The organism is Pseudomonas sp. CJQ_9, from assembly GCF_043106615.1.
Lineage (GTDB): Bacteria > Pseudomonadota > Gammaproteobacteria > Pseudomonadales > Pseudomonadaceae > Aquipseudomonas > Aquipseudomonas juntendi.
The window spans coordinates 122,978-143,947 of the sequence record NZ_JBICMS010000069.1; the positions used below are offsets into that span (position 1 = coordinate 122,978).

The following is a 20,970-nucleotide window of genomic DNA, read 5'->3' on the forward strand; positions in this document are numbered from 1 at the left end:
CCTCAGAACGTGAATGTGACTGGTATGTGCTCGACTCTGGAGCGCTTGGTTTTGGCTACGGCGAAGTAGCGGAAGGCGTCAGACGGGTGGGATGACCAGTCGTGCAGTGGCTTGTCCTTCCAGCAGCCGCGCTTGTCGTCCCACTCCTTGCGGTAGCTCTCCAGGGCGGTGATGCCCTCCTCGCACTTGGCCTCGTCGAAGGCGCAGCGGGGCAGAATCTCCCGCGCCTGCTCAATGCCTTCGTCAATGCTCAGCTTCGGTACCACCTGGAAGGTGAGCGAATAGCGCTGGCCGTCGATCTCGTAGCCCTCTCGCGCGATTTCCCGCCTGGTCTTGCCGTCGCTACCAAACTCGCGGTTGTCGATGTCGTGGGGCCCCCAGTGCTCGCCGTAGGTGTATCCGCGATCTTTGAGCACCTTCATGTAGTGGCGCAGGCCTTCGCCGCTGTTCTGGTAGAAGTCGATGACGTGGAACTCTTCGCCAACGATCCGCACGAACCAGATGGCGGTCGAGTCGCCCACACCGATGTCCCAGAAGGTGTGAACCGGCAGGTGGCGGTTGTCGGGCAGCTTGCCGATGCGCTGGGCGGCATAGAGCTTGGTGAACTGCTTGGCGTAGTAGGCGCCCTCGATCGTCTGCTGGAATGCTTCGGCAGGGATCGACGGGTACTCGCGCTTCATGTCGTCGCCGAGGGTCTTTTCCTTGGCGGCGTACCAGGCGCGCTGGCCTGGGTTGGTGACGATGCCGTGCTTGGCGGTCAGGTCGTCGAAGTACTTGGCCAGGCGGTCGGGGATGACTACGCCGGCCGGGTCCAGCCAGTACAGCGGGTTGCGCCACCAGCTGAAGAAGAAGAACTTCCAGTCCAGCAAGCCCAAGGGCACACCGGCCAGTTGCTGCTTCTCGGCAGACTGGCTGTAGTCGAAGAAGTACCCGGCCCGGCCTTCTGCCGTGGATTCGATGGTGACGAAGCACTCGGCAGCCACAGCCTCAAACGCACCGGTTACGATCTCCCGCGCCTTGTGCGGGAACTTTGCGCAGATCTTCCCGAACTCGGACACGTGCAGGTAGCGCAACGTGCCGCCCCGGAACGAGGTGGACACATAGAGCGACCCGCCCTTGCTGAACACCAGTTCGCCCGCGGCATCGTTGCGCGCCGGGTTGGCTGCCTTGATCTCCTTGGGCAGGTGATCGTAGGCGTACTTCACCTTCTCCCGGAACAGGCGCTTGGCGTCGCTTAGGGTGTGGGCGATCAGGGCACACTTGGCGGCCTCGAACAGCGCGGCATCCAACTGGACGATGCAGACCAGCGTTGTGAAGCCAAGCTGCCGGGCCTTGAGGATGATGTTGCGGGTGTGCATCCCCTGGAAATAGTCGATCTGCTCCTGCGTCATGCGAAAGCGGACCTTCTTGCCCTGCTTGTCCGTGATGAAATACAGGTTGTTCAGCCGCCAGAACCGGTCCCGGAGCAGTTTCATGTGCTCGGGCTTCATGGTCAGGCATCCTTCGATAGTTCATCCATCAGTTGCGACAGCTCGTCGGCGTCTTTCGACTGCTCCTTGTCGTCCAGGCCGAATGCGGTGCGTTCGAGCACCTGCAGGTTCTTCATGGCCGAGGACAGCTGGAATAGGGTTTTGGCATTGCTCGGAAGGCTTACCGCCCCCAGCATCGCGCTACGGCGGAAACCGCTCTGGTCATCAGCAGTATCGCGCTCAATCTCGTCTTCGATCTCTTCGCGCCGCTGGATGGTTGTCAGCAGATCATCCATCAGCAGGTTCGCAAGGTTCGTGGCCTTGCGAATGTCGCGGCGGTGGCTGCGAACAACCGTCGCACCCTCTTCTGCCGCCTCCTCGATGATCTCGGCGTCCCGCTCTGGGTTCGCACATTGATCTTCGCGAACCTCGCCGCGAACCAGCTTGTTGCGAACCTCTTTGCGGACCTGCTCGGAAAGGTCCCGCTCCCAGCCCAAGGCCTTGGCCTTCTTCCGGATAGCTGTGTCGCTCACCCCGTTACGGTCTGCGATGGTGCGGATGGAAAGCGCACCGGCCCGGTAGGCTCGTTCGATCGCCTCCCAGTCGGGTTGCTTGATTGTCATTTTCTACCTCGCGCCACGAAACGGCGCATCTTCATTTTGTGGCGCGCTGCTCCGGCTGGAACACATGGCCGCGCCGGGCTACCGCATATAGGACGATCCCCAGCTTGAGGATTACGCCATACAGGGTGGGCACATGGCCGTTCATGGCCAGGACGAACGCGCCGAACGCGCCAATGGCCACCAGGTAAAACGCGACGGCCAGTAGTGGCGCATCCATTGGCCTGATGCGGCGCAGGTAGTCGCACGCGGCGATCACCACCAGCACGCTCAGGAAGGCATTGGCGCCGATCAGGACTGAAATCAGGGTCGAGCTCATCAGGTAGCTCCTTTGGCTCCGAACTGCCCCACAAGCGACTTCAGCACCGGGATGATGTTCATTGCCAGAAGGCCTATCAGAAAGGCCACGCCGTATTGGGATTCTCCGCCGGCCTCAAGCTTGAAAAAGCTGATCGCGAGCGGGGTGCAGAAAACTGCAGAGGTGAAGCCGGTGAAGAAGGCGGCGACCGCCTGACCGCGAGTGAGGCCCCGCAGGAAGGTCAGGGAGAGGATCGCCCCGGCGAAGCCACCAATGATCACGCCGTACTTCACCAGCAGGACGCCGGCAGTCGTGCTTGCTGGTTCGGGCATAGGTGGGTCCTGGACATGCAGGCCCGATTGAGGGCCTCTTTCGGGAAATAAAAAACCCGGCGCAATGGCCGGGTTCTGTGTGTCACTCCTCAACACGCGCAGGAATGACAGGATGCAAGAATTTTGTTGCACCGTTGCAGAGTTGTCAAGCGGCATCTGCCATCAAAACGCCTTCTTCCTGAAGTATCTTGCCAGACGCAACCAGAGCCTCCCCCACCATCTCATCCAGCACCTTCTCGATGGCCTTCTTCCAGCGCCAGTACGTGGTCCGGTTCAAGCCCTGCCCGTCCCAGGTGTTGATGTCGTAGAACTCGGCCGGCAGCACGATCATGTCGGTTGATCGCTTCACGTACTGCTCACGGCGCGCCTGGCCGGCGTCCTCAGGCATCTCGCCACCCTCCAGGTGCTTGACCACGCCCGCATGCAGCGAGTCGAATTCTGCACGCTCGCGCGCTGTCCGACTGGCCACCTCATGCCCAGACTGCGTCTGTACGCCTTTCACAGGCGGGATGGCCCAGGCGGTGACCGCCTTGTACCGGAACAGGTTCGGCGCCTGGGTGGCGATCAGCGGCACCAGCTTGCCAATCGCCTCCACCTTCTTGGCCTTGTGGGTCGAGAACTTGGCCGTCAGCGCATTCCAGTGCCGCGGAATCAGCTTGCTGTGCAGGCGGGCGTGCACCCAGCAGTCCACCAGCATTGCCGCATCCTTCCCGGTGATCTCACCCTTCAGCTTCGAAGCCTGGACTTTCGGTTCGAAGTCACCGCCACCCACACCGCTCATGGTCTCAGCCGCCAGGGCGCGGATTACTGCAGCCAACACGCTTTGGTATTTCATTGCCCTTGCTCCTTCTTGCGGCGGGTTTGAATACTGTTGGCGCGCATAGCGCACCAGGCCGAAACGATGGCCATAGCGAGGAGCAGCACGCCGGCCGTGTCTGTGATGGTCCAGATCATGCTGCAGCCCTCCGCAGGTCTTTGAGCTTTTGCCGGTACAGGGCCTTGATGGCCTGCAGGTCTTCGATGGTCAGGCGCTGGGGCTTATGAGGCCCTTCGAGCCATTCAACCTGGTCGGCGCCGATGCGCTTCACCAACCGGATGCGGTACTCGATCGCGTTACCCGACAGGTTCCGGTTGCACTTCACGCACTGGCGGTGGACGTTGAGCGGTTCAAACCGCAACTCAGGGCATGCTCCCACCGACCGGTAATGCCCGGCGTCCCAGCGGCTGCCGGTGATGAGGTCGTGGTCGCTCGGGTTCGAATCGCAGCTGATGCACGGCAGGCCGGCGTCACGCTCGCGGATGTACGCATTGAACGCGGTCTGGGCCTCGGCCATATGCTCGCGGCGGGGTTTCAGTTTCTCCCGGCGCTCTTGCAAGTCCTGGCGTGCCTGCTTGGTGATTGCCTTGGCCGCAATCTTCTGCAGCTTCGGGTCTTTGGCCATGGCCTTGGCACAGGCGATGCTGCACACCTTCTGCGTGGTCATGGTCGGCTTGAAGTGCTTGCCGCAACCTGGTGCCTTGCACTTCTTCGGCTTGATTTCCTTCGCAAGCATCAGTACCGCCCTCCCCACCGATCTGGCTCAGTCCAGCGAACACCGTGCTCGGCGCCGAAGGCATGCATCACTTCGAACAGGTCGCTGAACCACTTCTGAGACTGCTTGCGGGTCGAGACGCCCAGTACGACGAATCCACCGTCGATGCCCGGCACCGCGTCCTGCTTCTGCACCGCCGCGCTGAAGATGTGCTTCCAGTCTTCGTCGGTGAGCTTGCGGCCGTACCACTCCACCTGCTGGGATACGTCGCGGAGCATTGCCCACATCTTTCGGTTGCAGACGTCCGGGCGCTTCTCGTCCTTGATGACCACCACCTTGGGCTTGGTCAGGTCTATAGCGTGCAGGGCGCCGTACAGGCGGTTGAGGTCCTGACTGCTGCGAATTGCGAACTCAGCCACGGTTCCCCTCCTTCACCCAACGACGGATTGCCATCTCGCAGCCTGAAATCAGGCACACACCATTCGCCAGGCCGCGGTGGGTCTTGTTGGTCCCGCAGCCGCACCAGCATTTCGGCTGGCGACCTGGGCGCTTCTTCCTGACCTCCATGTAGCGGATGTGGCCTGGCTGTCCGCCGACCTGGCCCCAGCCAGCCATGCCGCCGCGCATTGCTGCGGAGCGCGCAGCTTTAGACATTGAATTGAGGTCAGCCATGGATGCGACCCTCCAAACGATCCATCGACTTGATGAGCGCGCGGTCATGCTCAACCAGGCCCCGGGCCTTCGAATAGAGCGCGTGAGCGCGCAGCCCTGTGTATGGGCTTCTGGAGTAAAAGTCCCAGCTCAGGTACCAGCCGCCGAGGACAGACAGAGCGTTGTTCACCTGCATGCGGAACAGGAGATCTCTTTGGAGTTGGCTCATACGCCCTCCTCGGCCGGCTGCCCGGCGCGCTTGATGTTCAACTGAGCGACTGCGGCGCGTGCTTGCCGCTTGCGCAGGTAGGTTTCGATGCGGCGGCGCTGGTCTTCCTTGGCGCGCTCGCGGTCTTTCTTGGCCTTGGCGGCCTTGAGGATGCAGCGCACCTCGGCGAGCTTTTCCCGCGTCTTCTCGCTGGCCTGCGGGCGAACTGCACCTGTCAGCAGGCCCGCAATGGCTTCGCCGTCTTGGGTGGTCGGCGCAATGCGCAGATCGGCTAGGTACTTGGCGCCGGTCTCTTGGGTGATGAGCTGGGCAAGAACGGCGGACTCGATGGCAACCACGCGGCACCCAGCGTCGTAACCCAGCGACACTTCCCACTTGGCCGGCTGATCCTCGGCGCGGGCGAAGCTGACCAGGCGCTCGTAGGCGCTCATGAAGGCCATACGGGCGCCGATCTTGTCGCCGGCCTCAAGGATTGGCTCTGAGGCGATCATGGCCTGGCGGATTTCAGTGGTGAGCACGACGGTTTCATGCTCGTCACTGGCCGCCAGCGCGATCGACCACGCCTCATCCTTGCCGGGACGGCTATCAGCCGCGTGGATGTGCTTGAGAACCATGCCGAGCGAAAGGCGCCCAGCAGGCTCTCTACGGCACGCGCGTAGTGCGCCGATGATCACGCCAGGCTCATAAGCCGAAAGGTCCTCAGCGATGAGCTCAGCGCCTCCAGCGCTGATTGCCTGGCCCATTGCCTCGGCAGTTGCACAGATGGCCACGGCCAGTTCGGCTTGTTGGTCAGAGGAAAGCATTGCGCTTACCCCCCTGGCGGTTCCGGATTGCGTCCGCCGCTTTCTGCGCCGCGTTTATGTTCGCCTGAGTCTGCTCTTGCTGCCGGGCAGTCGTGGCGTTCATCTGGCGGTTGGTCACCCACTGGGTGTGGTATGCCTCGGCCTTGGCCAGCAGGTCGCCCAGGTTATGGCAGCCGTTGATCAAGCGAGCGTCGTTGATCGTCAGGAAGTACGCGGCCACATGGTGGGCGACATCGATGCCGAGACGGCTGATCAGCTGGCCAACCTGGCCGCCGGCCTTGGCGTTCCATACCGGCCACGCGTGGTAGCGCTTGCGGTAGGCCATGGCGTAGTTCGCCCAGGCCTTGAAGGTTTTGCAGGACTGGTCCTTCGGCCCTGGCATATCTGCCGGGATCTCGCAGCGCGGCTGCTGAGCCGTAAACGGAACCACGATACCCTCCGCGACCACGGCTTCAGCCTGGGTCGCAACTGGTTCAATGACTGGTTCCGTTACTGATTCAAAAGAGTGACTGGTTCTGGGTGCAGCTCCTGCACTACCCCCTAGTGAATCTGCTGCACTAGGGGGTGAACCTGCTGCACTACCCTGGTGAATCTGCTGCACTACCCCTAGTGAATCTGCTGCACCACTCAAGGTGAGGTAGTAGACGTTCGAAGAGTTACCCTTTGGGCCGCCCTTACGGATCTCTTTGCGCAGAAGGCCGGCACCGCACAGGGTGTTGATGTGGTTCATCACAGAGCGCTTGCTGATCTCGCACTGATCGGCAACGTGCTGATACGACGGCCAGCACTCGCCCATGTCGTTGGCGTTGTCGGCCAGCTTGATGAGCACCAGCTTGCGCAGCGGGTTGCCGACCTTGGTCTTCATGGCCTTGACCATCAATTCCATGCTCATGTCGAAATCCCCCACTGAAGGGCGAGTCCGAACACAACGATCCAGCCTGAAACGGCGAGCGCGCGGAAGATCCTGGCGCTGCTCTCGGCTTCATGAGCTCGAACAAGATTGGCGTTCGATTGCGCGCAAAGGTCATCAAACAACTTTTGAATGCGCTGACGATCCTCTGGGCTCATGCTGCACCTCGCACGGCCTTGTCGTGGGTGTGCAGACCGTCCCAATTCTTCTTCATGGGCAGCTCGCCGGCCAGGTACAGCTCGTATAGGCGAGTGGCGCCCTTGCGCAGCAGGATCGGCGTGTAGCTGATGAATGGGTCTTTGCCGTGAGGTGCGACCTCGTGCTGGTGCTCGGTCATGTACTTGTCGCGGGCATAGGCGGCCACGCGGTACCGGGTACCGGACTTGCTCTCGTTGTAAAGCCAGTTGCGGCCCTCAAGGAAGTGGCCAACCTGCATCACGTTGACCCCATTGAGGCCCTTGCAGAACTGAACATGGCTCATGCCTTCCTTGAACAGGTTCTCCAGGTGATCGATTTTCTTGGCCTGGGCTTCCACCTGGACGGTGAGCAGTACGCGGGCTTTCTCCGACTCCAAGGCCATCTGGAGGATTTCCAGTCTGCTGAGGTCGGCGGGCGCCGGTGCTGCAGCACGAGCCTCCAGCTCCTGCCAGCGGTCAATGATCTTGGCGCGCAGTTTGGCGTTGTAGCCAGACACCAGCACCAGGCAGTCGCGCTGACTAAGGAGGAACTCAGGGTACGACTGGCCGTTCTGCGGATGGACGTACTGGGTCTCCTCAGATCTGAGGACACCCTCACCCACTAAGCGCCGAGCATCGCGCATGACGTTGTCATGGGTTTTCTTGGTCAGTTCGGCTATTTCACGCGTCGACATCGTGCGCGCCACGAAACCGTTATCCGAATTTTGTGGCGCGAGGGCCACGGTATTGATTTGGCTACCAAGGTGCATATATGATTGCCTCGCACATGTGTTACGAATGCAGTACAAGAAGCCGGTCTAGCCACCGGCTTTTTTGCGTCTGCGGTTTGGGTTTTGGTGTTTTCAACGGCAGTTCCTCATGAGTCCCTCAGGGGCTTATTAGCCCTTGCGAAACGACCGAACATTGCTTCGGCCAGGCTCTGTTCTCGTCATCCGGTTGAGAGCCTCATTGATGATTTGTGCCGCCAGTTGCTCAGGGGTTAAGCCCTTCTGCCTGGCGAGATACGCCAGATCCGAATTGCCCTTCCCGTCGAGCTGGATCTCCAGCTCTTTGCTTTCTGGCACAGGGCCTCCTCGGCCACTTCAGGCCACGTCAGTCTTCGCGTTAAGCTCTTGCATCATCTGGTCGAGACCGCGCTCCAGAATTTCCCTGGCGAGCACTGCCTTCTGCGTGCGCTTGAAGCGAGCCATCGCCGACAGCAGATCGTCGGCAGCCTCATCCAAGCGAACCTTGGTGGGCTTGTTGTGCAGGTGGTCGGGGTCGAAGTACGACACGGTGGGTTCCTTTGTGGTTGAAAGTGGTTAAGCGGCGGAAAGCGCGTGGGTCGGGTTGCTGTCGATCTGGCTCCATGGGAACGAAGGACACAGATCGGCACGATTCACAGCGCCATTCGTAAGCGCCTCAATCTGTAGTGCGCGCTTGGCTGGGACCGTGCGCTCTCCTGAACACCATTGGTTGACGGTGGGTGCCGCAACATTCAGCCGGCGCGCCAATTCCGCCTGGCTGCCCAGCACGCGGGATGCTTCTTTGGCTGCTTCTGCTGATTTCATGAGTTCTCTCCTGGAGATTTACCGTGAATATAAGGCATTACCTTATTTCGTACAAGCCATTGCCTAATCGCGCTGGCGATAGGCCTAATTAGGCAATGCTTACCGGACCAGAATTAGGTGCAGCCATTGATGCTGCGCGGATCGCCAAGGGCGTATCTAAGAAACAGCTCGCAGACGACTTCCAGGTGAAGCCTCCGTCGGTACAGGGCTGGGTTAAAAACGGCCGGATCGACAAGTCCAAGCTGATGGACGTGATCGCTTACTTTTCTGATGTGGTGGGCCCTGAGCACTGGGGGCTTCGCCCAGGTTTCTCCTACGAGAGCATCCAGGATGTCACTTCGGAACCTGTCGCAGAGCCGGCGCCAACCTCAGCTGCCGACATGGTTCGCGCCATGCTCGCGAAGCAAGGCAAGAACTTGTCGGATTCGGCGCGCGCGCAGTTGATTGCAGCCGCCGAAGCGACCGATGAGGGAAATGTGATTACCGTAGATTTCACCCGGCCTGGCCTGGTCGGGGACGAAGTCCGGATCGCTCACTACGATATCCGCGCTGCAATGGGTGGCGGCCAACTCCCCCACGACTACCCGGAAATGCTCAAGGACATTCGCGTCAGCCCCAGTCACCTGCGGGAAATCGGCGTCGAGTTCGAGGAGCACTACCACCTGAAGGTGGTCACCGGCTGGGGCCAGTCGATGGAGCCAACCATCAAGCACCGGGACCCGCTGATCGTGAATATCAACGTCCGCGACTTCGTGGGCGATGGGGTGTACCTCTTCGTCTGGGATGACCTGCTCTACATCAAGCGCCTGCAGGTGGCTGATGAAGAGCACTTCGAGATGATTTCGGACAACCCAAGGCACAAGGATCGGCTGATCCGCCGGGACATGACCTACATCCAGGCCAGGGTACTGCTGGTGTGGAATGCTCACTTAGTTTAGATATTAATTACTCTCAACACTCTAGCTCGGACGCTGGTTAAACAGTGACTAAATCAAAAACACCAATACTTCCTGCTGGACAAATTAAATCCGAGTTAGGAATATCAGACAATAAAACAATCCCAATTCTTAGAGTCAAGGGAATCGACATTGCTAAATTTCGCTCCCTTAAAAATCAGCAAATCATTTTAGGCTCCAAGGTTACGGTCCTTTCGGGGCGTAATGGCACCATGAAAACTTCCCTCATGGGGCTGATAGCTCACCCATTCTCAAGCGATTCAGAAGATGGCCTTGGGCGACCGCTGAAAACGACTCTTTCTGAAGTCTTCAATCTCTCCAAAACATATGACATTGAAGATTATGAATATTCAATAGTCACTGAAACCAGCAGCAACAGCTTCATCCGATCACCTGTGCATATTTACTTCACAGCGGGGCAAACGAATCGCCATCGCGTTGTTGTTTCTGGCGCAGAGAAAGGTGATGGCAACCTTTCATACAACACGTCCTTTCTAAACCTTAAACGGCTTTATCCAATAGTAGATCTGGCCGGCCAAAGAAAAGCAAGCTCAATACCCTCCCTTACAAAAGATGAAATGGGGCAGCTAAAGAATTTTTACGAGCAAATTTTCCCAAATTCAAGCTATGGCGAATTCGTTGGCATCCACCGCGACAAAATTAAGTCGACTTGGGCTCCAAGTGGTGGAGATCTAGGTTACGATTGGGAGTCTATATCGTCTGGAGAAGATAACCTAGGATCCATTTTCAACCGGTTAGTGGGCTTCCAGCGCGATTATAAAAAAAACCAAAAGACTGGAGGAGGTATTCTGTGCATTGATGAATTTGAGGCTTCACTTCACCCAGTAGCCCAAATTCGCTTATTTGAATACCTTTTGAGGTGGGCTGGGGATTATAAAGTTCAAGTCATAATATCCACCCATTCCCTGGGTCTAATTTCGGACATATACCTAAAACATTCAGCTCTTTTGGATGACGGTCAAATATCTTTTAATTTTGTTAGCAAGTCCAAAGCGGTAGCATCCAACTACCCAATTGTGCACAACCCGCCGTACGACTTGGCATATAAAGAGTTGACATTCACTAACCCTATTGACCTTGCTAAAATCCGCAAAATTAAGATATTTTGTGAAGATGAAATTGGTGCTTATTTCCTAAAACGCATCATCAAATCTAGGGCCATCCTTGATCTACTAGACTTCCATTGGAGCTTCGACTCAAACAAGAGCAACCAAGGCATATCCTACACCGAGGTAAGACCGCTAGCAGCAGCATGCGCTCGCTTTCCAGCTCTTTTCGATCAGAGCATCGTAATTCTCGATCCTGATGTCTCTGATAATTATATGAACACCATTAAGGCAAACGACTTTTGCATCAGGCTGCCCGATGACTTGGGGGTAGCTATCGAACGGCGCATAATATACTACATCGCCGCCCTCGATAATGACGATGACTTTTTCACAAAATTCGACAAAGAAAAAGAAGCATTTCTTGGCGAGTTCGCAGCTCGCGGAATCTCCTTGTCTCTAAAAGATATCCTAGATGAAAAAAAGACAAAAATCTCAACTTGCAAGGGGTGGGCATCATCATGCTTACCAGAATTCAAAAAGTACATTACTTACTATGTAAATAACCACCTCGAGAAAACAGTTTTTATCGACAAGCTGCTAGAGACTTTAAACTCTATGAATGCTAAAATAGGTTTACCACCTATCAAAACCCAAGGTTAACATCAGGAATGTTCTCAAAAAAACTCTACAGCCCACTTCGCTACCCTGGAGGAAAGGCACGCTTCGCGCCTTTTATCTCCGAGATCATGCGAGCTAATGGCTTAGATGGAGGGCATTATCTGGAGCCTTTTGCCGGTGGCGCAGGAGTAGCTTTGGAACTCCTATTCGATGGTCATGCCGAGCATGTGCATATCAACGATTTAGATCCAGCGGTCCATGCGTTCTGGTCTGCGGCTACTAAAGATCCAGATGGTATGTTACGCCTTCTACGTGACACGCCGATCAACATGGACGAATGGTATCGCCTACGCCAAGTAATGCTCGATCCAGAGCCGGGCCTTTCCATCGCTGAGAAAGGGTTCGCGACACTCTTTGTTAATCGCACTAACCGATCTGGCATCCTGAAAGGAGGCGTCATCGGAGGTAAGGCTCAGACAGGTGTTTACAAGCTGGATGCTCGATTCAATAAAGACATGATTGCGTCACGACTTGTACGGATCGGACAGCACGCAGAAAAAATCACTGTGCACCAAGAAGATGCGTATAGTCTACTCAGTCGAGCCTCAAGCCTGCTACCAGAACGATCTTTGATTTACCTTGATCCTCCCTATTACGTTAAGGGGCGTGATCTGTATCGAAATTTCTACAAGCATGACGATCATTTGCAGATTGCCCAGCTGCTCCAGTCACCAGGGTTCACGAGACAATGGGTTGTGTCGTATGACAGCGCCCCCGAGATCTGCGAAATGTACAGCAGTTCAGAAGCGCTGAAGTACGGCCTCCACTACACCGCCCAGGCCCGGTATATTGGTGATGAAGTGATGTTCTTCAAGGATGGCCTCAAAGTGCCTGATGCCGAAATCCCAAAGGCGGCAGTCGCAGGCTGATCCAGCGCACGCCTCAAATCAGCCCGCCTCGGCGGGCTTTTTTCACGCGCCTTTCCGGCACAGTGGAGACTCATCCGATTCCCGACATTAGCCCGCATTGCAGTGCGGGCTTTTCTTTGGGCGTCAGAAAGGCGCCTCCTCCTCTACTCTCTCCTGCTCCCAATCCCTCTCCGCTACCAGGTCATCTCGATCTTCGGCGCTCTGTTCCTCCCACCGAACCGTTACGCTCCCATCATCATTGAACGTCAGGTCCAGCTCGGGTGTTTCGGCCAGCAGCCCCATCACCTCCTCCCACTCCATATCTCCGTCCGTGTCAAGGCGATGGATCGTTACCCAGCGCTGCGACTGCGCGATCGGGTGATTGATCATCGACGACACCCTCAGACCCAGCCGTTCAAGGGCCGTCATCTCTTGGCGCGCTTGTGGGGTCGACTTCTTCTGCTTGGCCATACATTCCTCCATTAACTGTACATCCATCCAGTATTAGGCAGAGCTTACCCGAGCCATCGAACGATGCAAGCCCGGAGAGCGGATTAGGCACTCATGAAAAAAGTTAGGCATTACCTATTTACAATAATTAGGCATTGGCTTATCGTTCAATCCATCGAGGCGCTACACAGCCCCTCGGGAGGCCCTCAAGCCTCACCGCTCTTTAACAACCAAGACCGCCGAGCCTGCAGGCATAGCAGGCCACCATCCCCTCAGGGCTCTGGTGCGATCAGGTGTGCCGCAATAGAGCGGCATCCAAGCGGCGCGCATGCCTCGACAGATGCAGGAAGCGCGATACCGGGTGAGCGACCGGGGCCTGAGAGACCACGTATTCACTGAAGCACCTGGGCGACCGGGTGCTTTGGGAATCCACTGGAGATCAACGAAATGGGACAGATTCAGATCGTTGGCTACGAAAGCGAGTGCAGCTGTGAGCATTGCGGCCGGGCGCTGAAACACGGCATTCGCTTGAGTGACGGCCGCACTGTCGGCGCTACCTGCCTCGACAAACAACTCACCAAGCCTCGCAGCTACCACGGTAAGCAGTACCGCTTCGGCGCCGAGTTCATCGTGAAAATTGCGAAGGTGGTCGAGTACTACTCGCCTGCCAACTGGGCGCGCTTCGGCGTTTCGGCATCGTCTGCGACATTCGAGGCTGCAGCATGAAGACAAGACCAAAAATTGGTAACGCAAAGCTCCAAGGCGACGGGCGCGACTACGCGCGAATGGTGATCGCCGCCTTTGACCAGCTACAGGATGAGGATGAAGCGAATCGCATCGTTGAGCTGAATCAGCGCAGGCGAGAAGTCGAAGAAAACGCCAAGAAGCGATTTTGACGATTTCACTGGCTGGCCTTGGCGACAGGGCCAGACGGGAAATCAACCGCCCTGGAGGGCAAGACGATGGAAATCCTAAACAGCCCTGAACTCGAAGCCATATTCGAAGAGGGCAAGAAAGCGTTCCATATGGGCACTGCATTTTCTGCATGTCCTTACATCGGTCGTTTCAGCATGGAGCGATCTTGGAGTGATGGCTGGGTGCAGGCTTACGAGACTGCAAAAGGAGGTGCCCAAAATGGCCAAGCCACTGCGCCTTGAGGGTGATCGCATCACCGGCGATACCATGTGGGTCGACACAGAAAGCGACCACGTCTACATCGAAATCAACACCCCTGATGGTGGTGCAAACGTAGTTTTCGAAGAGCAGAGCAAGATCCAGGCGCTCCGCGATGCTCTTGATGCATGGCTGAGCGACGAAATCCGAAAAATTCCCTGACAGCCGGAAAGACGGCCCGATGCCCTGCTCCCCATCGCAGGGTGCACTGGGATGTGATCTGAATGCGCAGGCTGATGCGCTGTTTACTAGGTACAAGCGGCCACATGCAGAAATGCAGTGAATTGAGCAGCTGGATGGCTCCGCTTCCAAGCCAGCAAAGCCGGAGATCAGCACCGGTCAGATCGCATCACCGATACACCCCGCATCCCCTTCCCTTTACATACGACCGCATCAGGCAGGCGCTAGCGAGCTTCACGGCTCGGGTTTGGTCACCTGCGCTGGCGTCTGCCTCATGCGGTCATGAGGATCAATCATGTTCCAGCCACCAGAACCATCTGGCGTGGGCCGTTGCCTGCGCTGCGCAAGCTGCATCGAAGAATCTGAGCAGGTCGGCGGTATCTGCTACGACTGCCAGCCTGCCGAAGCCGGTGAGCAGCCTGCTTTCCCTGTTCAGGCCAGCGACTACGGCGGACACGGCACCTGCTTTGGTCTGACCATTCGCGACTACTTCGCGGCAAAGTCACTGCCTACTGCCTGGGCCGCATTCGACGGAGGTTACTTCGACGCTGGTGAGTGGGAAAGCATCAACCGTGGCGTAGCCGAATGCGCCTACCAGATGGCCGACGCCATGCTCGCCGCCCGGGTGAAGCCATGAGCGGCCTGAGCGTTTCCGGCCAGATCATGATTCAAGAACCTGCGGCCGGCGGATTCTCGGCGCAGGTCTACCCGACGCGACTTGATGCAGCCATTCAGCTGCTGCGCGTGATGATTCGCCGCGCAGCTGATGAGCAGCAGGCCATGGACCAAATCGAAAAGGCCGTAGCCGAGCTGATCGGCGAGGAACGGCACGATTTGGATATGGAAATGGCAACCGAGCGCCAGCGCCGCGGTGAAGAGCCATGAGCGGCTGGATCAAGTGCAGCGATGCTCTGCCAGGTGATCAGTACGACGGTGTCGCAGTGATCGTTGCTGCGCTCAATCACGCAGGACAGCTCATCTCGGAAACAGATGTTTGGCACAAGGGCCGCAGCCGAGATCGTCAGGGGCACTTCGAGTTTTGGACGAATACGGCCACCCACTGGCAGCCACTTCCACCACCACCTACCGAGTAACCCACCACTGGAGGCGACCATGGCTCACGAGCATGAGCTTTACGCAGACAGCGCCCAGGCGCGCGAGGTCGACCGCCAGATGCGCCTTTTCGGCGATACCAGCTGGGCGGATCACCTCACCTCAAAGCAGGCCCGGGCGAACAACCAGGCCTGGAACGCAATGATCAGCGAGCGCGACGAGCGCCAGCGGGTTGAAAGCCGCCGGGCGATCAGCGCTGCACTCGACAAGATGGAAGCCATGTGCGGCTCAGGCGCCGCCCGGAGGACAGCATGAACAGAGGGACACGTGACGAGGTGGTCGCCATCATTAACTCTCGGTTCGAGGCTATCGACGCCTCGTTCAGTGAAGGGCTTCGCGGCGAGCTGACGATGGCTATCGACCTGGCCGGGCTTACCGGCGCGATCGATCTTCCCAAGCAGCGCGGGTATGTCGAACGCCTGAACGGCATCGTAGATCGCGCCTACCAGCAGTGGTTGACTACGAACGGGAGGGTGGCATGAGTACCGCGCCAGTGAAGTCCCTCATCGACGAGCAGTTGGAGCAGATCGAACGCACCCTAGCAGTGATCAGCTTCGGCCTTCCATTCAACGAGGCCGTAGGCCTGCCCCGTGACACGACGGTGCAGAGTCTGACGCGCAGCCTTGGCGTCACCATGAAAGGTCGCCGCATCGCCATACGCGTGCGGCCATGACCAGCTACCAACGCGCCCGCCGCTTCGCTACCTGGCGAGGCAGCTTCATCACCCTCTTCCTGTGCACCGCCTGGATGCTTGCAAGCGCCTGGGCCGGCTGCATCACCCAGTAACCACCATTTCAGCGCCGGCCGCACGCATGGCGCGGGAGATTCGCATGTCCGAGATTCGCGTAGAGCTCGAGCAGCAGGCCGTCGGCCTGACGCCGGCAATCCTGGCCAAGGCCTTCTGGGCCATGGAGGACACCCAGCAGGCCAAGTTCTTCGATGAACTGGCCAAGGTGATCGAGGCCGATCATGTCAACAACCCCAGCTCCTACGGTTACGGCGAGCTGCAGTGGTGCTACCTCAAGGAGGTTCTGCGCCGGCCCGGCATGGAACGCGCCAACAAAATGCACATGGCGCTGTCGGCGTTTGCCTACGACTTCTGGCCACGCAAGCCTGACGGCGCACGGGAGGGCCTGTGAACACAACACCCCGCCTGGCCGCCCAGCTCGACTGGATGACGGTCGGATCGTTCTCGCCTGAGCGGTACCAGGGCGACGAGCGCAAAGAGTACGAAGACGAGGCCGCTCGCATTGAGCGGCAGTGGGACAACCAACCGAACTGAGGGAATCCCCATGTTCAAGAAAGCCGAACGCAAGCAGGCCAAGCTACGGCTGGCACTTGCTGGGCCATCCGGGTCTGGAAAGACCATGTCAGCGCTGCTCATGGCCAAGGGCCTGGGCGGCCGGATCGCGGTGATCGACACCGAGCACGGCAGCGCGTCGCTGTACGCCGACATCGCCGACTTCGATGTGCTGGAGCTACATGCGCCCTACTCGCCTGAGCGGTACGCCGAGGCCATCACCGCCGCCGAACAGGCCGGCTACAGCGTACTGATCATCGACAGCTACTCGCACGAGTGGACCGGCTCCGGCGGGTGCCTCGAGTCGAACGAGAAGCTTGCTCACCAGAAGTTCAAGGGCAACACCTGGGCGGCCTGGAACGAAACCACGCCGCGACATCGCAAGCTGACCGACAAGATCCTTACCAGCCCGCTGCACATCATCTGCACCATGCGGAGCAAGACCGAGACGGTCCAGGGCGAAGGCAAGAAGGTGATCAAGCTCGGCATGAAGTCTGAGCAGCGCGACGGCACCGATTACGAGTTCACCGTGGTGCTTGATATCACCCACGACGGCCACGCCGCGATCGCCAGCAAGGACCGGACAAAGCTGTTCGACCAGCCTGAGGTGATCAGCGAGGAAACCGGGCGTCGTTTGCTGGCCTGGCTGAACGACGGCAAGTCGCAGGCAGACCTGCAGGCCACGGCGCTGCAGGATGCGCTTTCGAAGATGCCGGTTACCGAGACGATGCAGGAGCTGCAGAGCGTGTATTCGGCAGCGTACCGGATCCTTGAGCATTCACCCGACCACCTGGCGCAGCTGAATGCCGCCAAAGACAAACGCAAAGCCGAACTCGCGGAGAAAGCAGCATGAGGGGCATCAACAAAGTAATCCTGGTCGGCACCTGCGGCCAGGACCCCGAGGTCCGCTATCTGCCCAACGGCAACGCGGTCACCAACCTCAGTCTGGCGACCAGCGAGGCGTGGACAGACAAGCAGACCGGCCAGAAGGTCGAGAAAACCGAATGGCACCGGGTAGTGCTGTTCGGCAAGGTTGCAGAGATTGCTGGCGAGTACCTGCGCAAAGGTTCGCAGTGCTACATCGAAGGCAAGCTCAAGACCCGCGAATGGGAAAAGGACGGAATCAAGCGGTACAGCACCGAAGTGCACGTAGACATCAACGGCACCATGCAGCTGTTGGGCGGTCGGCCGGATAACCAGGGCGGCGGGCAGCAACAGCGGCAGCCTCAACAGCAACGGCAGCAGCGTCAGGCGCCCCAGCAGAGCCAGCAGGCAGCGCCTCCGGATAACTTCGACGACGATATCCCGTTTGCCCCGCTCCACCTTCTGGCAGGTGCATAGCCATGCCACTCGCAACCATCCTCGACATGCTCCAGCGCCGGAAGGAACTGGAGCAGAACCTGCAGCTGCTGTTCAACCGCAGCTGCCAGTGGAGCCGCGCCGAACGTGTGCGCGGCGCTGCCACCATCGAGAACCTGACCCAGCAACTGGTCGAGGTCACCGAGCAGCTCGACGCGGCGCGCGCGGCATGAGACGGATCAACAACCTGGTCCGCCAGCGCCGGCGGCAAGAACAGTTCCACCTGCCGCCCAGCGGCCTATCGGAGCACAGACATGCAGAAAGCACCCTCTGGAGTGGTAACCCTGCCGGCCTGGATGAATCGGCCGGTCAAGAAGCTGTACAACACCCGCAGCGGCGGCCGGTACCGGCCTGATGATGTGGCCCTGGCCTTCGCGCTGAGCCTGCGCGTGCACGACAGCGCAGACCACCTGCGCAGGCTGGCCCGGCGCCTGGTCGACAAGGTCTGCTTGGAGCACCAGCCGAACATGAAGCGCCTGGCACGCGAGCCGGACGACGCCAAGGTATTCGACGCAGCGCTCAAGATCATCAACCGGGTGTGCGACCTGCTGGAATACGCCCCGGGCACCCGCTTTGTGCGCAATGGAGGCGATGATGGCTCTGACGCAGCAGCAGCGTGACGAGAAGCGCCGGGCCAAGGCCGAGCGCCTGCAGGAAGAAGACCTGCGCTTGAAGGTTCGACCAGGGACTAAACAGGCCTTGCTGGAACTGATGGAGTGGGCCGGGATCGAGGAACAGGGCGAGGCAATGACGCTGATGATTCATCACATCGAGGCGCTCGGGCATCACGCGCTATTCAGGATCGCGCGCCACGAAATAGAAGGCCACCGGTCTGTGGTGCGGACCGAGCCGCTGCGGCTGTCAGCCAGGAAGCGAACCGGCCAGCACTTGCGCGCCATATGCGGCTGGGCAGATTCCACCTACAGCCAGATGATCGAGGCACTGATTCACGGCATCCACGCCCTTGGCAGACTGCACGCGGCGAAGTTTCTCACCCCGCCGCGGCACCAGATCAGCATATCGCCACGCCTGGCCCTGGCCTTCGACCGAAAGAGCATGCTCATGCTCCAGCAAGACCCAGGCGACGAGATTATCACGCCTGCCTGACCCGCGCTGCCCGCCAGCGCCTTCCCCTATTCAACGATAACGCCTCCCCGGCGAGGATCCACCATGTCCAATCGAATCGTCTGCCAGTTCAGTTGCGGCGCCGCTTCGGCGGTGGCCACCAAGCTGGCCCTAGCCGAGTACGGCAGCACGCACGACGTGCAGATCATCAACGCGTTTCTCGCCAACGAGGAGGCTGACAACCGCCGTTTCGCCCAGGACTGCGAGGCCTGGTTCGGCCAGCCGATCACCGTCCTGCGGGACGAGAAGTACGGCGCCGACGCCCATGAAGTGTTCCGCCGCGAGCGGTACATGAAAGGCCGAACCGGCGCGCCGTGCACCAAGATCCTGAAGCGGCGTTTGCTGGACACATGGAAGCAGCCAGGCGATGTGATGGTGTTCGGCTACACCGCCGAGGAAGCCGACCGCCTGGAAGACTTCAGGGAGCGAAATCCTGACCGCCCAGTTATCGCCCCACTGATCGACCGAGGCCTGGGCAAGGACGACTGCAAGGCCATCCTGCTACGTGCCGGTATCGAGCTGCCCCTGATGTACCGGATGGGCTACGACAACGCCAACTGCATCGGCTGCGTGAAGGGCGGCGAAGGCTACTTCCGAGCGATCCGCCAGGACTTCCCAGAACAGTTCGAGGCGCTATGCGCCATCCAGGATGACCTGGGTGAAGGCTCCTACCTCTTCCGCAATCGCGCCACCAACGTGCGCTTCTCACTTCGCGACCTTGGCGATGGCCCAGTGCGCCGCAACGAGAAGCTGCCCGCCTGCTCCTTTTTCTGCGAGCTGGCTGAGGCCGACATCATCGCCCGCGCATGACCATGACCGGAGCAACTATGACCATCACCTACGGAAGCGTCTGCAGCGGCATTGAAGCTGCGACCGTAGCCTGGCACCCGCTGGGCTGGCGTGCCGCCTGGTACGCCGAGATCGAACCATTCCCCAGCGCGGTGCTGGCCCACCACTACCCGGACACGCCGAACCACGGCGACATGACCCGCCTGGCGGCCGCAGTGCTATCCGGCAAGATCCCAGCGCCCGAGGTGCTGGTTGGCGGTACCCCCTGCCAGGCATTCAGCGTGGCCGGCATGCGCGAAGGCCTCAACGACCCACGCGGCGCCCTCACCATCAAATATGTGGAGCTGCTTGATGCAATTGACCATGTTCGAACCATGCGCGGCGAACCCGAGGCCGTCTGCCTCTGGGAAAACGTCCCCGGCGTCCTCTCCGACAAAGGCAACGCCTTCGGATGCTTTCTTGGGGCGCTTGCAGGGGAAGACTGCGAGCTGCAGCCTTCAGGGAGTAGGTGGCCGAACGCTGGTTGTGTGTTTGGACCCAGGCGCACAGTCGCGTGGAGGGTGCTGGACGCCCAATATTTCGGCCTGGCCCAACGCCGCCGCCGTGTGTTCGTTGTCGCAAGTGCTCGAGCAGGGTTCGATCCCCTCGAAGTACTTTTTGAGCGCGAAGGCGTGCGCCGGGATACTCCGTCGTGCCGAGGCCAGGGGCAAGACGTTGCCTGCACCCTTGATGCACGCACTGAAGCGGGTGGCTTCCCTGGAACAGATGGAGCAACAGGTGGCCACGTAGTTGCCCCGCCAGCGTGGCCGCTATCAGTGCATGGCACACAAGATCCTGACGTTCGATGCGGGCAAGCGCACACGCTCGGAAGGAACAACGGCCAGGAAAACGCAGTGCTCGCGTTCGCCGAGAATAGCCGTAGCGAGATCCGCCTTGAAGGTGGAGACGGGCGAGTAGTGGGCACGCTATCAACTGGTGGCGGCAAGGCTGGTCAAGGACTGCCTTGCATAGCCTTCCAACCTGGAAACCTTTCAAGGGGCGCTGGAAGCCAGCCTAGCCTTGAGGTGTTTCCTACTCTCAAGTCCGACCATGGCCGAGGATCCAGCGACCAAGCCCCCCACGTCAGTATCGAATCAGGAGTTAGACGCTTAACTCCACGCGAGTGCGAGCGCCTCCAGGGATTTCCTGACGACTACACGCTGATCTCCTATCGCGGCAAGCCCGTCAACGATTGCCCGGACGGCCCCCGCTACAAAGCCATCGGCAACAGCAAGGCCGTCCCCGTCGTCCGCTGGATCGGCCGGCGCATCCAACAACAACTTGAACGACTCGCTTGAG

The 20,970-nt window shown here is 59.2% G+C and carries 40 protein-coding genes; 22 read left to right on the forward strand and 18 right to left on the reverse strand.

The genetic code is table 11. The annotated features are described in order from the left end of the window. Positions 1-2 precede the first annotated feature (2 nt). From ACF8SD_RS12485 to ACF8SD_RS12565, 17 genes are all read right to left on the reverse strand, one after another. A complete protein-coding gene (locus ACF8SD_RS12485) occupies positions 3-1,490 on the reverse strand; it encodes a terminase (protein ID WP_392483701.1) in 1,488 nt (495 codons plus the stop codon). Positions 1,491-1,492: 2 nt separating this feature from the next. Continuing rightward, on the reverse strand, positions 1,493-2,092 hold the full coding sequence (locus ACF8SD_RS12490; protein WP_392483702.1) for a hypothetical protein: 600 nt from the start codon (positions 2,090-2,092) through the stop codon (positions 1,493-1,495). Positions 2,093-2,123: 31 nt separating this feature from the next. Then, positions 2,124-2,408: a hypothetical protein gene (locus tag ACF8SD_RS12495; protein WP_392483703.1), complete on the reverse strand. Its 285-nt coding sequence runs from the start codon at positions 2,406-2,408 to the stop codon at positions 2,124-2,126. Then, complete coding sequence (locus ACF8SD_RS12500; protein WP_392483705.1) at positions 2,408-2,719, reverse strand: peptidase M48, Ste24p; 312 nt, start codon at positions 2,717-2,719, stop codon at positions 2,408-2,410. The genes ACF8SD_RS12495 and ACF8SD_RS12500 overlap by 1 nt, the downstream gene beginning before the upstream one ends. A 145-nt stretch (positions 2,720-2,864) precedes the next feature. Further along, complete coding sequence (locus ACF8SD_RS12505; RefSeq protein WP_392483706.1) at positions 2,865-3,554, reverse strand: hypothetical protein; 690 nt, start codon at positions 3,552-3,554, stop codon at positions 2,865-2,867. Beyond that, positions 3,551-3,673, reverse strand: a complete 123-nt coding sequence (locus tag ACF8SD_RS12510; RefSeq protein WP_392483707.1) for a hypothetical protein — start codon at positions 3,671-3,673, stop codon at positions 3,551-3,553. The genes ACF8SD_RS12505 and ACF8SD_RS12510 overlap by 4 nt, the downstream gene beginning before the upstream one ends. Beyond that, on the reverse strand, positions 3,670-4,272 hold the full coding sequence (locus ACF8SD_RS12515) for a recombination protein NinG (protein ID WP_392483708.1): 603 nt from the start codon (positions 4,270-4,272) through the stop codon (positions 3,670-3,672). Before ACF8SD_RS12515 ends, ACF8SD_RS12510 begins: the two co-directional genes overlap by 4 nt. Continuing rightward, positions 4,272-4,670 carry a recombination protein NinB gene (locus tag ACF8SD_RS12520; protein ID WP_060516529.1) on the reverse strand — a complete coding sequence of 133 codons (399 nt, stop codon included), beginning with the start codon at positions 4,668-4,670 and terminating at the stop codon, positions 4,272-4,274. Before ACF8SD_RS12520 ends, ACF8SD_RS12515 begins: the two co-directional genes overlap by 1 nt. Continuing rightward, positions 4,663-4,923, reverse strand: a complete 261-nt coding sequence (locus ACF8SD_RS12525) for a hypothetical protein (RefSeq protein ID WP_392483709.1) — start codon at positions 4,921-4,923, stop codon at positions 4,663-4,665. The genes ACF8SD_RS12520 and ACF8SD_RS12525 overlap by 8 nt, the downstream gene beginning before the upstream one ends. Next, complete coding sequence (locus ACF8SD_RS12530; RefSeq protein ID WP_392483710.1) at positions 4,916-5,131, reverse strand: hypothetical protein; 216 nt, start codon at positions 5,129-5,131, stop codon at positions 4,916-4,918. The genes ACF8SD_RS12525 and ACF8SD_RS12530 overlap by 8 nt, the downstream gene beginning before the upstream one ends. Then, a complete protein-coding gene (locus ACF8SD_RS12535; protein ID WP_392483711.1) occupies positions 5,128-5,934 on the reverse strand; it encodes a hypothetical protein in 807 nt (268 codons plus the stop codon). Before ACF8SD_RS12535 ends, ACF8SD_RS12530 begins: the two co-directional genes overlap by 4 nt. Then, positions 5,921-6,826, reverse strand: coding sequence for a helix-turn-helix domain-containing protein (locus tag ACF8SD_RS12540; RefSeq protein ID WP_392483712.1), 906 nt, complete (start codon positions 6,824-6,826; stop codon positions 5,921-5,923). The genes ACF8SD_RS12535 and ACF8SD_RS12540 overlap by 14 nt, the downstream gene beginning before the upstream one ends. Then, positions 6,823-7,002, reverse strand: coding sequence for a hypothetical protein (locus tag ACF8SD_RS12545; RefSeq protein WP_212632491.1), 180 nt, complete (start codon positions 7,000-7,002; stop codon positions 6,823-6,825). Before ACF8SD_RS12545 ends, ACF8SD_RS12540 begins: the two co-directional genes overlap by 4 nt. Beyond that, positions 6,999-7,715, reverse strand: coding sequence for a Rha family transcriptional regulator (locus ACF8SD_RS12550; protein ID WP_392483713.1), 717 nt, complete (start codon positions 7,713-7,715; stop codon positions 6,999-7,001). Before ACF8SD_RS12550 ends, ACF8SD_RS12545 begins: the two co-directional genes overlap by 4 nt. A gap of 204 nt (positions 7,716-7,919) precedes the next feature. Continuing rightward, positions 7,920-8,105 carry a hypothetical protein gene (locus tag ACF8SD_RS12555; protein ID WP_029885826.1) on the reverse strand — a complete coding sequence of 62 codons (186 nt, stop codon included), beginning with the start codon at positions 8,103-8,105 and terminating at the stop codon, positions 7,920-7,922. 18 nt (positions 8,106-8,123) lie between these two features. Next, positions 8,124-8,315 (reverse strand): hypothetical protein, encoded by a 192-nt coding sequence (locus ACF8SD_RS12560; RefSeq protein WP_012053015.1) that lies wholly within the window; start codon positions 8,313-8,315, stop codon positions 8,124-8,126. A gap of 27 nt (positions 8,316-8,342) precedes the next feature. Beyond that, positions 8,343-8,591 (reverse strand): Cro/CI family transcriptional regulator, encoded by a 249-nt coding sequence (locus ACF8SD_RS12565; RefSeq protein ID WP_016486618.1) that lies wholly within the window; start codon positions 8,589-8,591, stop codon positions 8,343-8,345. Between the two features lie 95 nt (positions 8,592-8,686). On the opposite strand from ACF8SD_RS12565, the gene ACF8SD_RS12570 reads away from it, so the two are divergent. From ACF8SD_RS12570 to ACF8SD_RS12580, 3 genes are read left to right on the forward strand one after another with little or no spacing between them, the layout of a single operon-like run. Beyond that, entirely contained in the window at positions 8,687-9,529 is an 843-nt protein-coding gene (locus ACF8SD_RS12570; RefSeq protein ID WP_029885828.1) for a S24 family peptidase, read from the forward strand. 44 nt (positions 9,530-9,573) lie between these two features. Further along, positions 9,574-11,277: an AAA family ATPase gene (locus ACF8SD_RS12575; RefSeq protein ID WP_392483714.1), complete on the forward strand. Its 1,704-nt coding sequence runs from the start codon at positions 9,574-9,576 to the stop codon at positions 11,275-11,277. Positions 11,278-11,285: 8 nt separating this feature from the next. Continuing rightward, positions 11,286-12,164 carry a DNA adenine methylase gene (locus ACF8SD_RS12580; RefSeq protein WP_392483715.1) on the forward strand — a complete coding sequence of 293 codons (879 nt, stop codon included), beginning with the start codon at positions 11,286-11,288 and terminating at the stop codon, positions 12,162-12,164. A 123-nt stretch (positions 12,165-12,287) separates the two neighbouring features. Here the strand turns inward: ACF8SD_RS12580 and ACF8SD_RS12585 are convergent, their stop codons facing one another. Further along, positions 12,288-12,614 (reverse strand): DUF1654 domain-containing protein, encoded by a 327-nt coding sequence (locus tag ACF8SD_RS12585; RefSeq protein WP_392483716.1) that lies wholly within the window; start codon positions 12,612-12,614, stop codon positions 12,288-12,290. 426 nt (positions 12,615-13,040) lie between these two features. On the opposite strand from ACF8SD_RS12585, the gene ACF8SD_RS12590 reads away from it, so the two are divergent. The 19 genes from ACF8SD_RS12590 (at position 13,041) to ACF8SD_RS12680 (ending at position 20,969) form a co-directional block, all read left to right on the forward strand. Further along, positions 13,041-13,319 (forward strand): hypothetical protein, encoded by a 279-nt coding sequence (locus ACF8SD_RS12590; RefSeq protein WP_392483717.1) that lies wholly within the window; start codon positions 13,041-13,043, stop codon positions 13,317-13,319. Further along, on the forward strand, positions 13,316-13,489 hold the full coding sequence (locus ACF8SD_RS12595; protein ID WP_392483718.1) for a hypothetical protein: 174 nt from the start codon (positions 13,316-13,318) through the stop codon (positions 13,487-13,489). Before ACF8SD_RS12590 ends, ACF8SD_RS12595 begins: the two co-directional genes overlap by 4 nt. A 66-nt stretch (positions 13,490-13,555) precedes the next feature. Next, a complete protein-coding gene (locus ACF8SD_RS12600; protein ID WP_392483719.1) occupies positions 13,556-13,750 on the forward strand; it encodes a hypothetical protein in 195 nt (64 codons plus the stop codon). After that, positions 13,728-13,928: a hypothetical protein gene (locus ACF8SD_RS12605; protein ID WP_392483720.1), complete on the forward strand. Its 201-nt coding sequence runs from the start codon at positions 13,728-13,730 to the stop codon at positions 13,926-13,928. Before ACF8SD_RS12600 ends, ACF8SD_RS12605 begins: the two co-directional genes overlap by 23 nt. A 313-nt stretch (positions 13,929-14,241) precedes the next feature. Continuing rightward, entirely contained in the window at positions 14,242-14,583 is a 342-nt protein-coding gene (locus ACF8SD_RS12610; RefSeq protein WP_392483721.1) for a hypothetical protein, read from the forward strand. After that, a complete protein-coding gene (locus ACF8SD_RS12615) occupies positions 14,580-14,831 on the forward strand; it encodes a hypothetical protein (protein ID WP_392483722.1) in 252 nt (83 codons plus the stop codon). The genes ACF8SD_RS12610 and ACF8SD_RS12615 overlap by 4 nt, the downstream gene beginning before the upstream one ends. Next, positions 14,828-15,040 (forward strand): DUF551 domain-containing protein, encoded by a 213-nt coding sequence (locus ACF8SD_RS12620; RefSeq protein ID WP_392483723.1) that lies wholly within the window; start codon positions 14,828-14,830, stop codon positions 15,038-15,040. The genes ACF8SD_RS12615 and ACF8SD_RS12620 overlap by 4 nt, the downstream gene beginning before the upstream one ends. Positions 15,041-15,059: 19 nt before the next feature. Beyond that, positions 15,060-15,314: a hypothetical protein gene (locus ACF8SD_RS12625; RefSeq protein ID WP_392483724.1), complete on the forward strand. Its 255-nt coding sequence runs from the start codon at positions 15,060-15,062 to the stop codon at positions 15,312-15,314. After that, entirely contained in the window at positions 15,311-15,541 is a 231-nt protein-coding gene (locus ACF8SD_RS12630; RefSeq protein ID WP_392483725.1) for a hypothetical protein, read from the forward strand. Before ACF8SD_RS12625 ends, ACF8SD_RS12630 begins: the two co-directional genes overlap by 4 nt. Next, the gene (locus tag ACF8SD_RS12635) at positions 15,538-15,732 is read left to right on the forward strand and encodes a hypothetical protein (RefSeq protein ID WP_392483726.1); all 195 of its coding nucleotides are present in this window, start codon (positions 15,538-15,540) and stop codon (positions 15,730-15,732) included. The genes ACF8SD_RS12630 and ACF8SD_RS12635 overlap by 4 nt, the downstream gene beginning before the upstream one ends. A gap of 157 nt (positions 15,733-15,889) precedes the next feature. Continuing rightward, positions 15,890-16,198: a hypothetical protein gene (locus ACF8SD_RS12640; protein WP_023661614.1), complete on the forward strand. Its 309-nt coding sequence runs from the start codon at positions 15,890-15,892 to the stop codon at positions 16,196-16,198. Continuing rightward, the gene (locus ACF8SD_RS12645; RefSeq protein ID WP_156747519.1) at positions 16,195-16,341 is read left to right on the forward strand and encodes a hypothetical protein; all 147 of its coding nucleotides are present in this window, start codon (positions 16,195-16,197) and stop codon (positions 16,339-16,341) included. The genes ACF8SD_RS12640 and ACF8SD_RS12645 overlap by 4 nt, the downstream gene beginning before the upstream one ends. A gap of 85 nt (positions 16,342-16,426) precedes the next feature. Then, complete coding sequence (locus tag ACF8SD_RS12650) at positions 16,427-17,212, forward strand: ATP-binding protein (protein WP_392483727.1); 786 nt, start codon at positions 16,427-16,429, stop codon at positions 17,210-17,212. Further along, positions 17,209-17,700, forward strand: a complete 492-nt coding sequence (locus ACF8SD_RS12655; protein ID WP_392483728.1) for a single-stranded DNA-binding protein — start codon at positions 17,209-17,211, stop codon at positions 17,698-17,700. The genes ACF8SD_RS12650 and ACF8SD_RS12655 overlap by 4 nt, the downstream gene beginning before the upstream one ends. 2 nt (positions 17,701-17,702) lie before the next feature. Beyond that, entirely contained in the window at positions 17,703-17,891 is a 189-nt protein-coding gene (locus tag ACF8SD_RS12660; protein ID WP_392483729.1) for a hypothetical protein, read from the forward strand. Positions 17,892-17,972: 81 nt separating this feature from the next. Further along, a complete protein-coding gene (locus tag ACF8SD_RS12665; RefSeq protein WP_392483730.1) occupies positions 17,973-18,338 on the forward strand; it encodes a hypothetical protein in 366 nt (121 codons plus the stop codon). Next, complete coding sequence (locus tag ACF8SD_RS12670; protein WP_392483731.1) at positions 18,313-18,825, forward strand: hypothetical protein; 513 nt, start codon at positions 18,313-18,315, stop codon at positions 18,823-18,825. The genes ACF8SD_RS12665 and ACF8SD_RS12670 overlap by 26 nt, the downstream gene beginning before the upstream one ends. A 63-nt stretch (positions 18,826-18,888) precedes the next feature. After that, entirely contained in the window at positions 18,889-19,653 is a 765-nt protein-coding gene (locus tag ACF8SD_RS12675; protein ID WP_392483732.1) for a hypothetical protein, read from the forward strand. Positions 19,654-19,670: 17 nt separating this feature from the next. Next, positions 19,671-20,969, forward strand: a complete 1,299-nt coding sequence (locus ACF8SD_RS12680; RefSeq protein ID WP_392483733.1) for a DNA cytosine methyltransferase — start codon at positions 19,671-19,673, stop codon at positions 20,967-20,969. Position 20,970 lies beyond the last annotated feature (1 nt).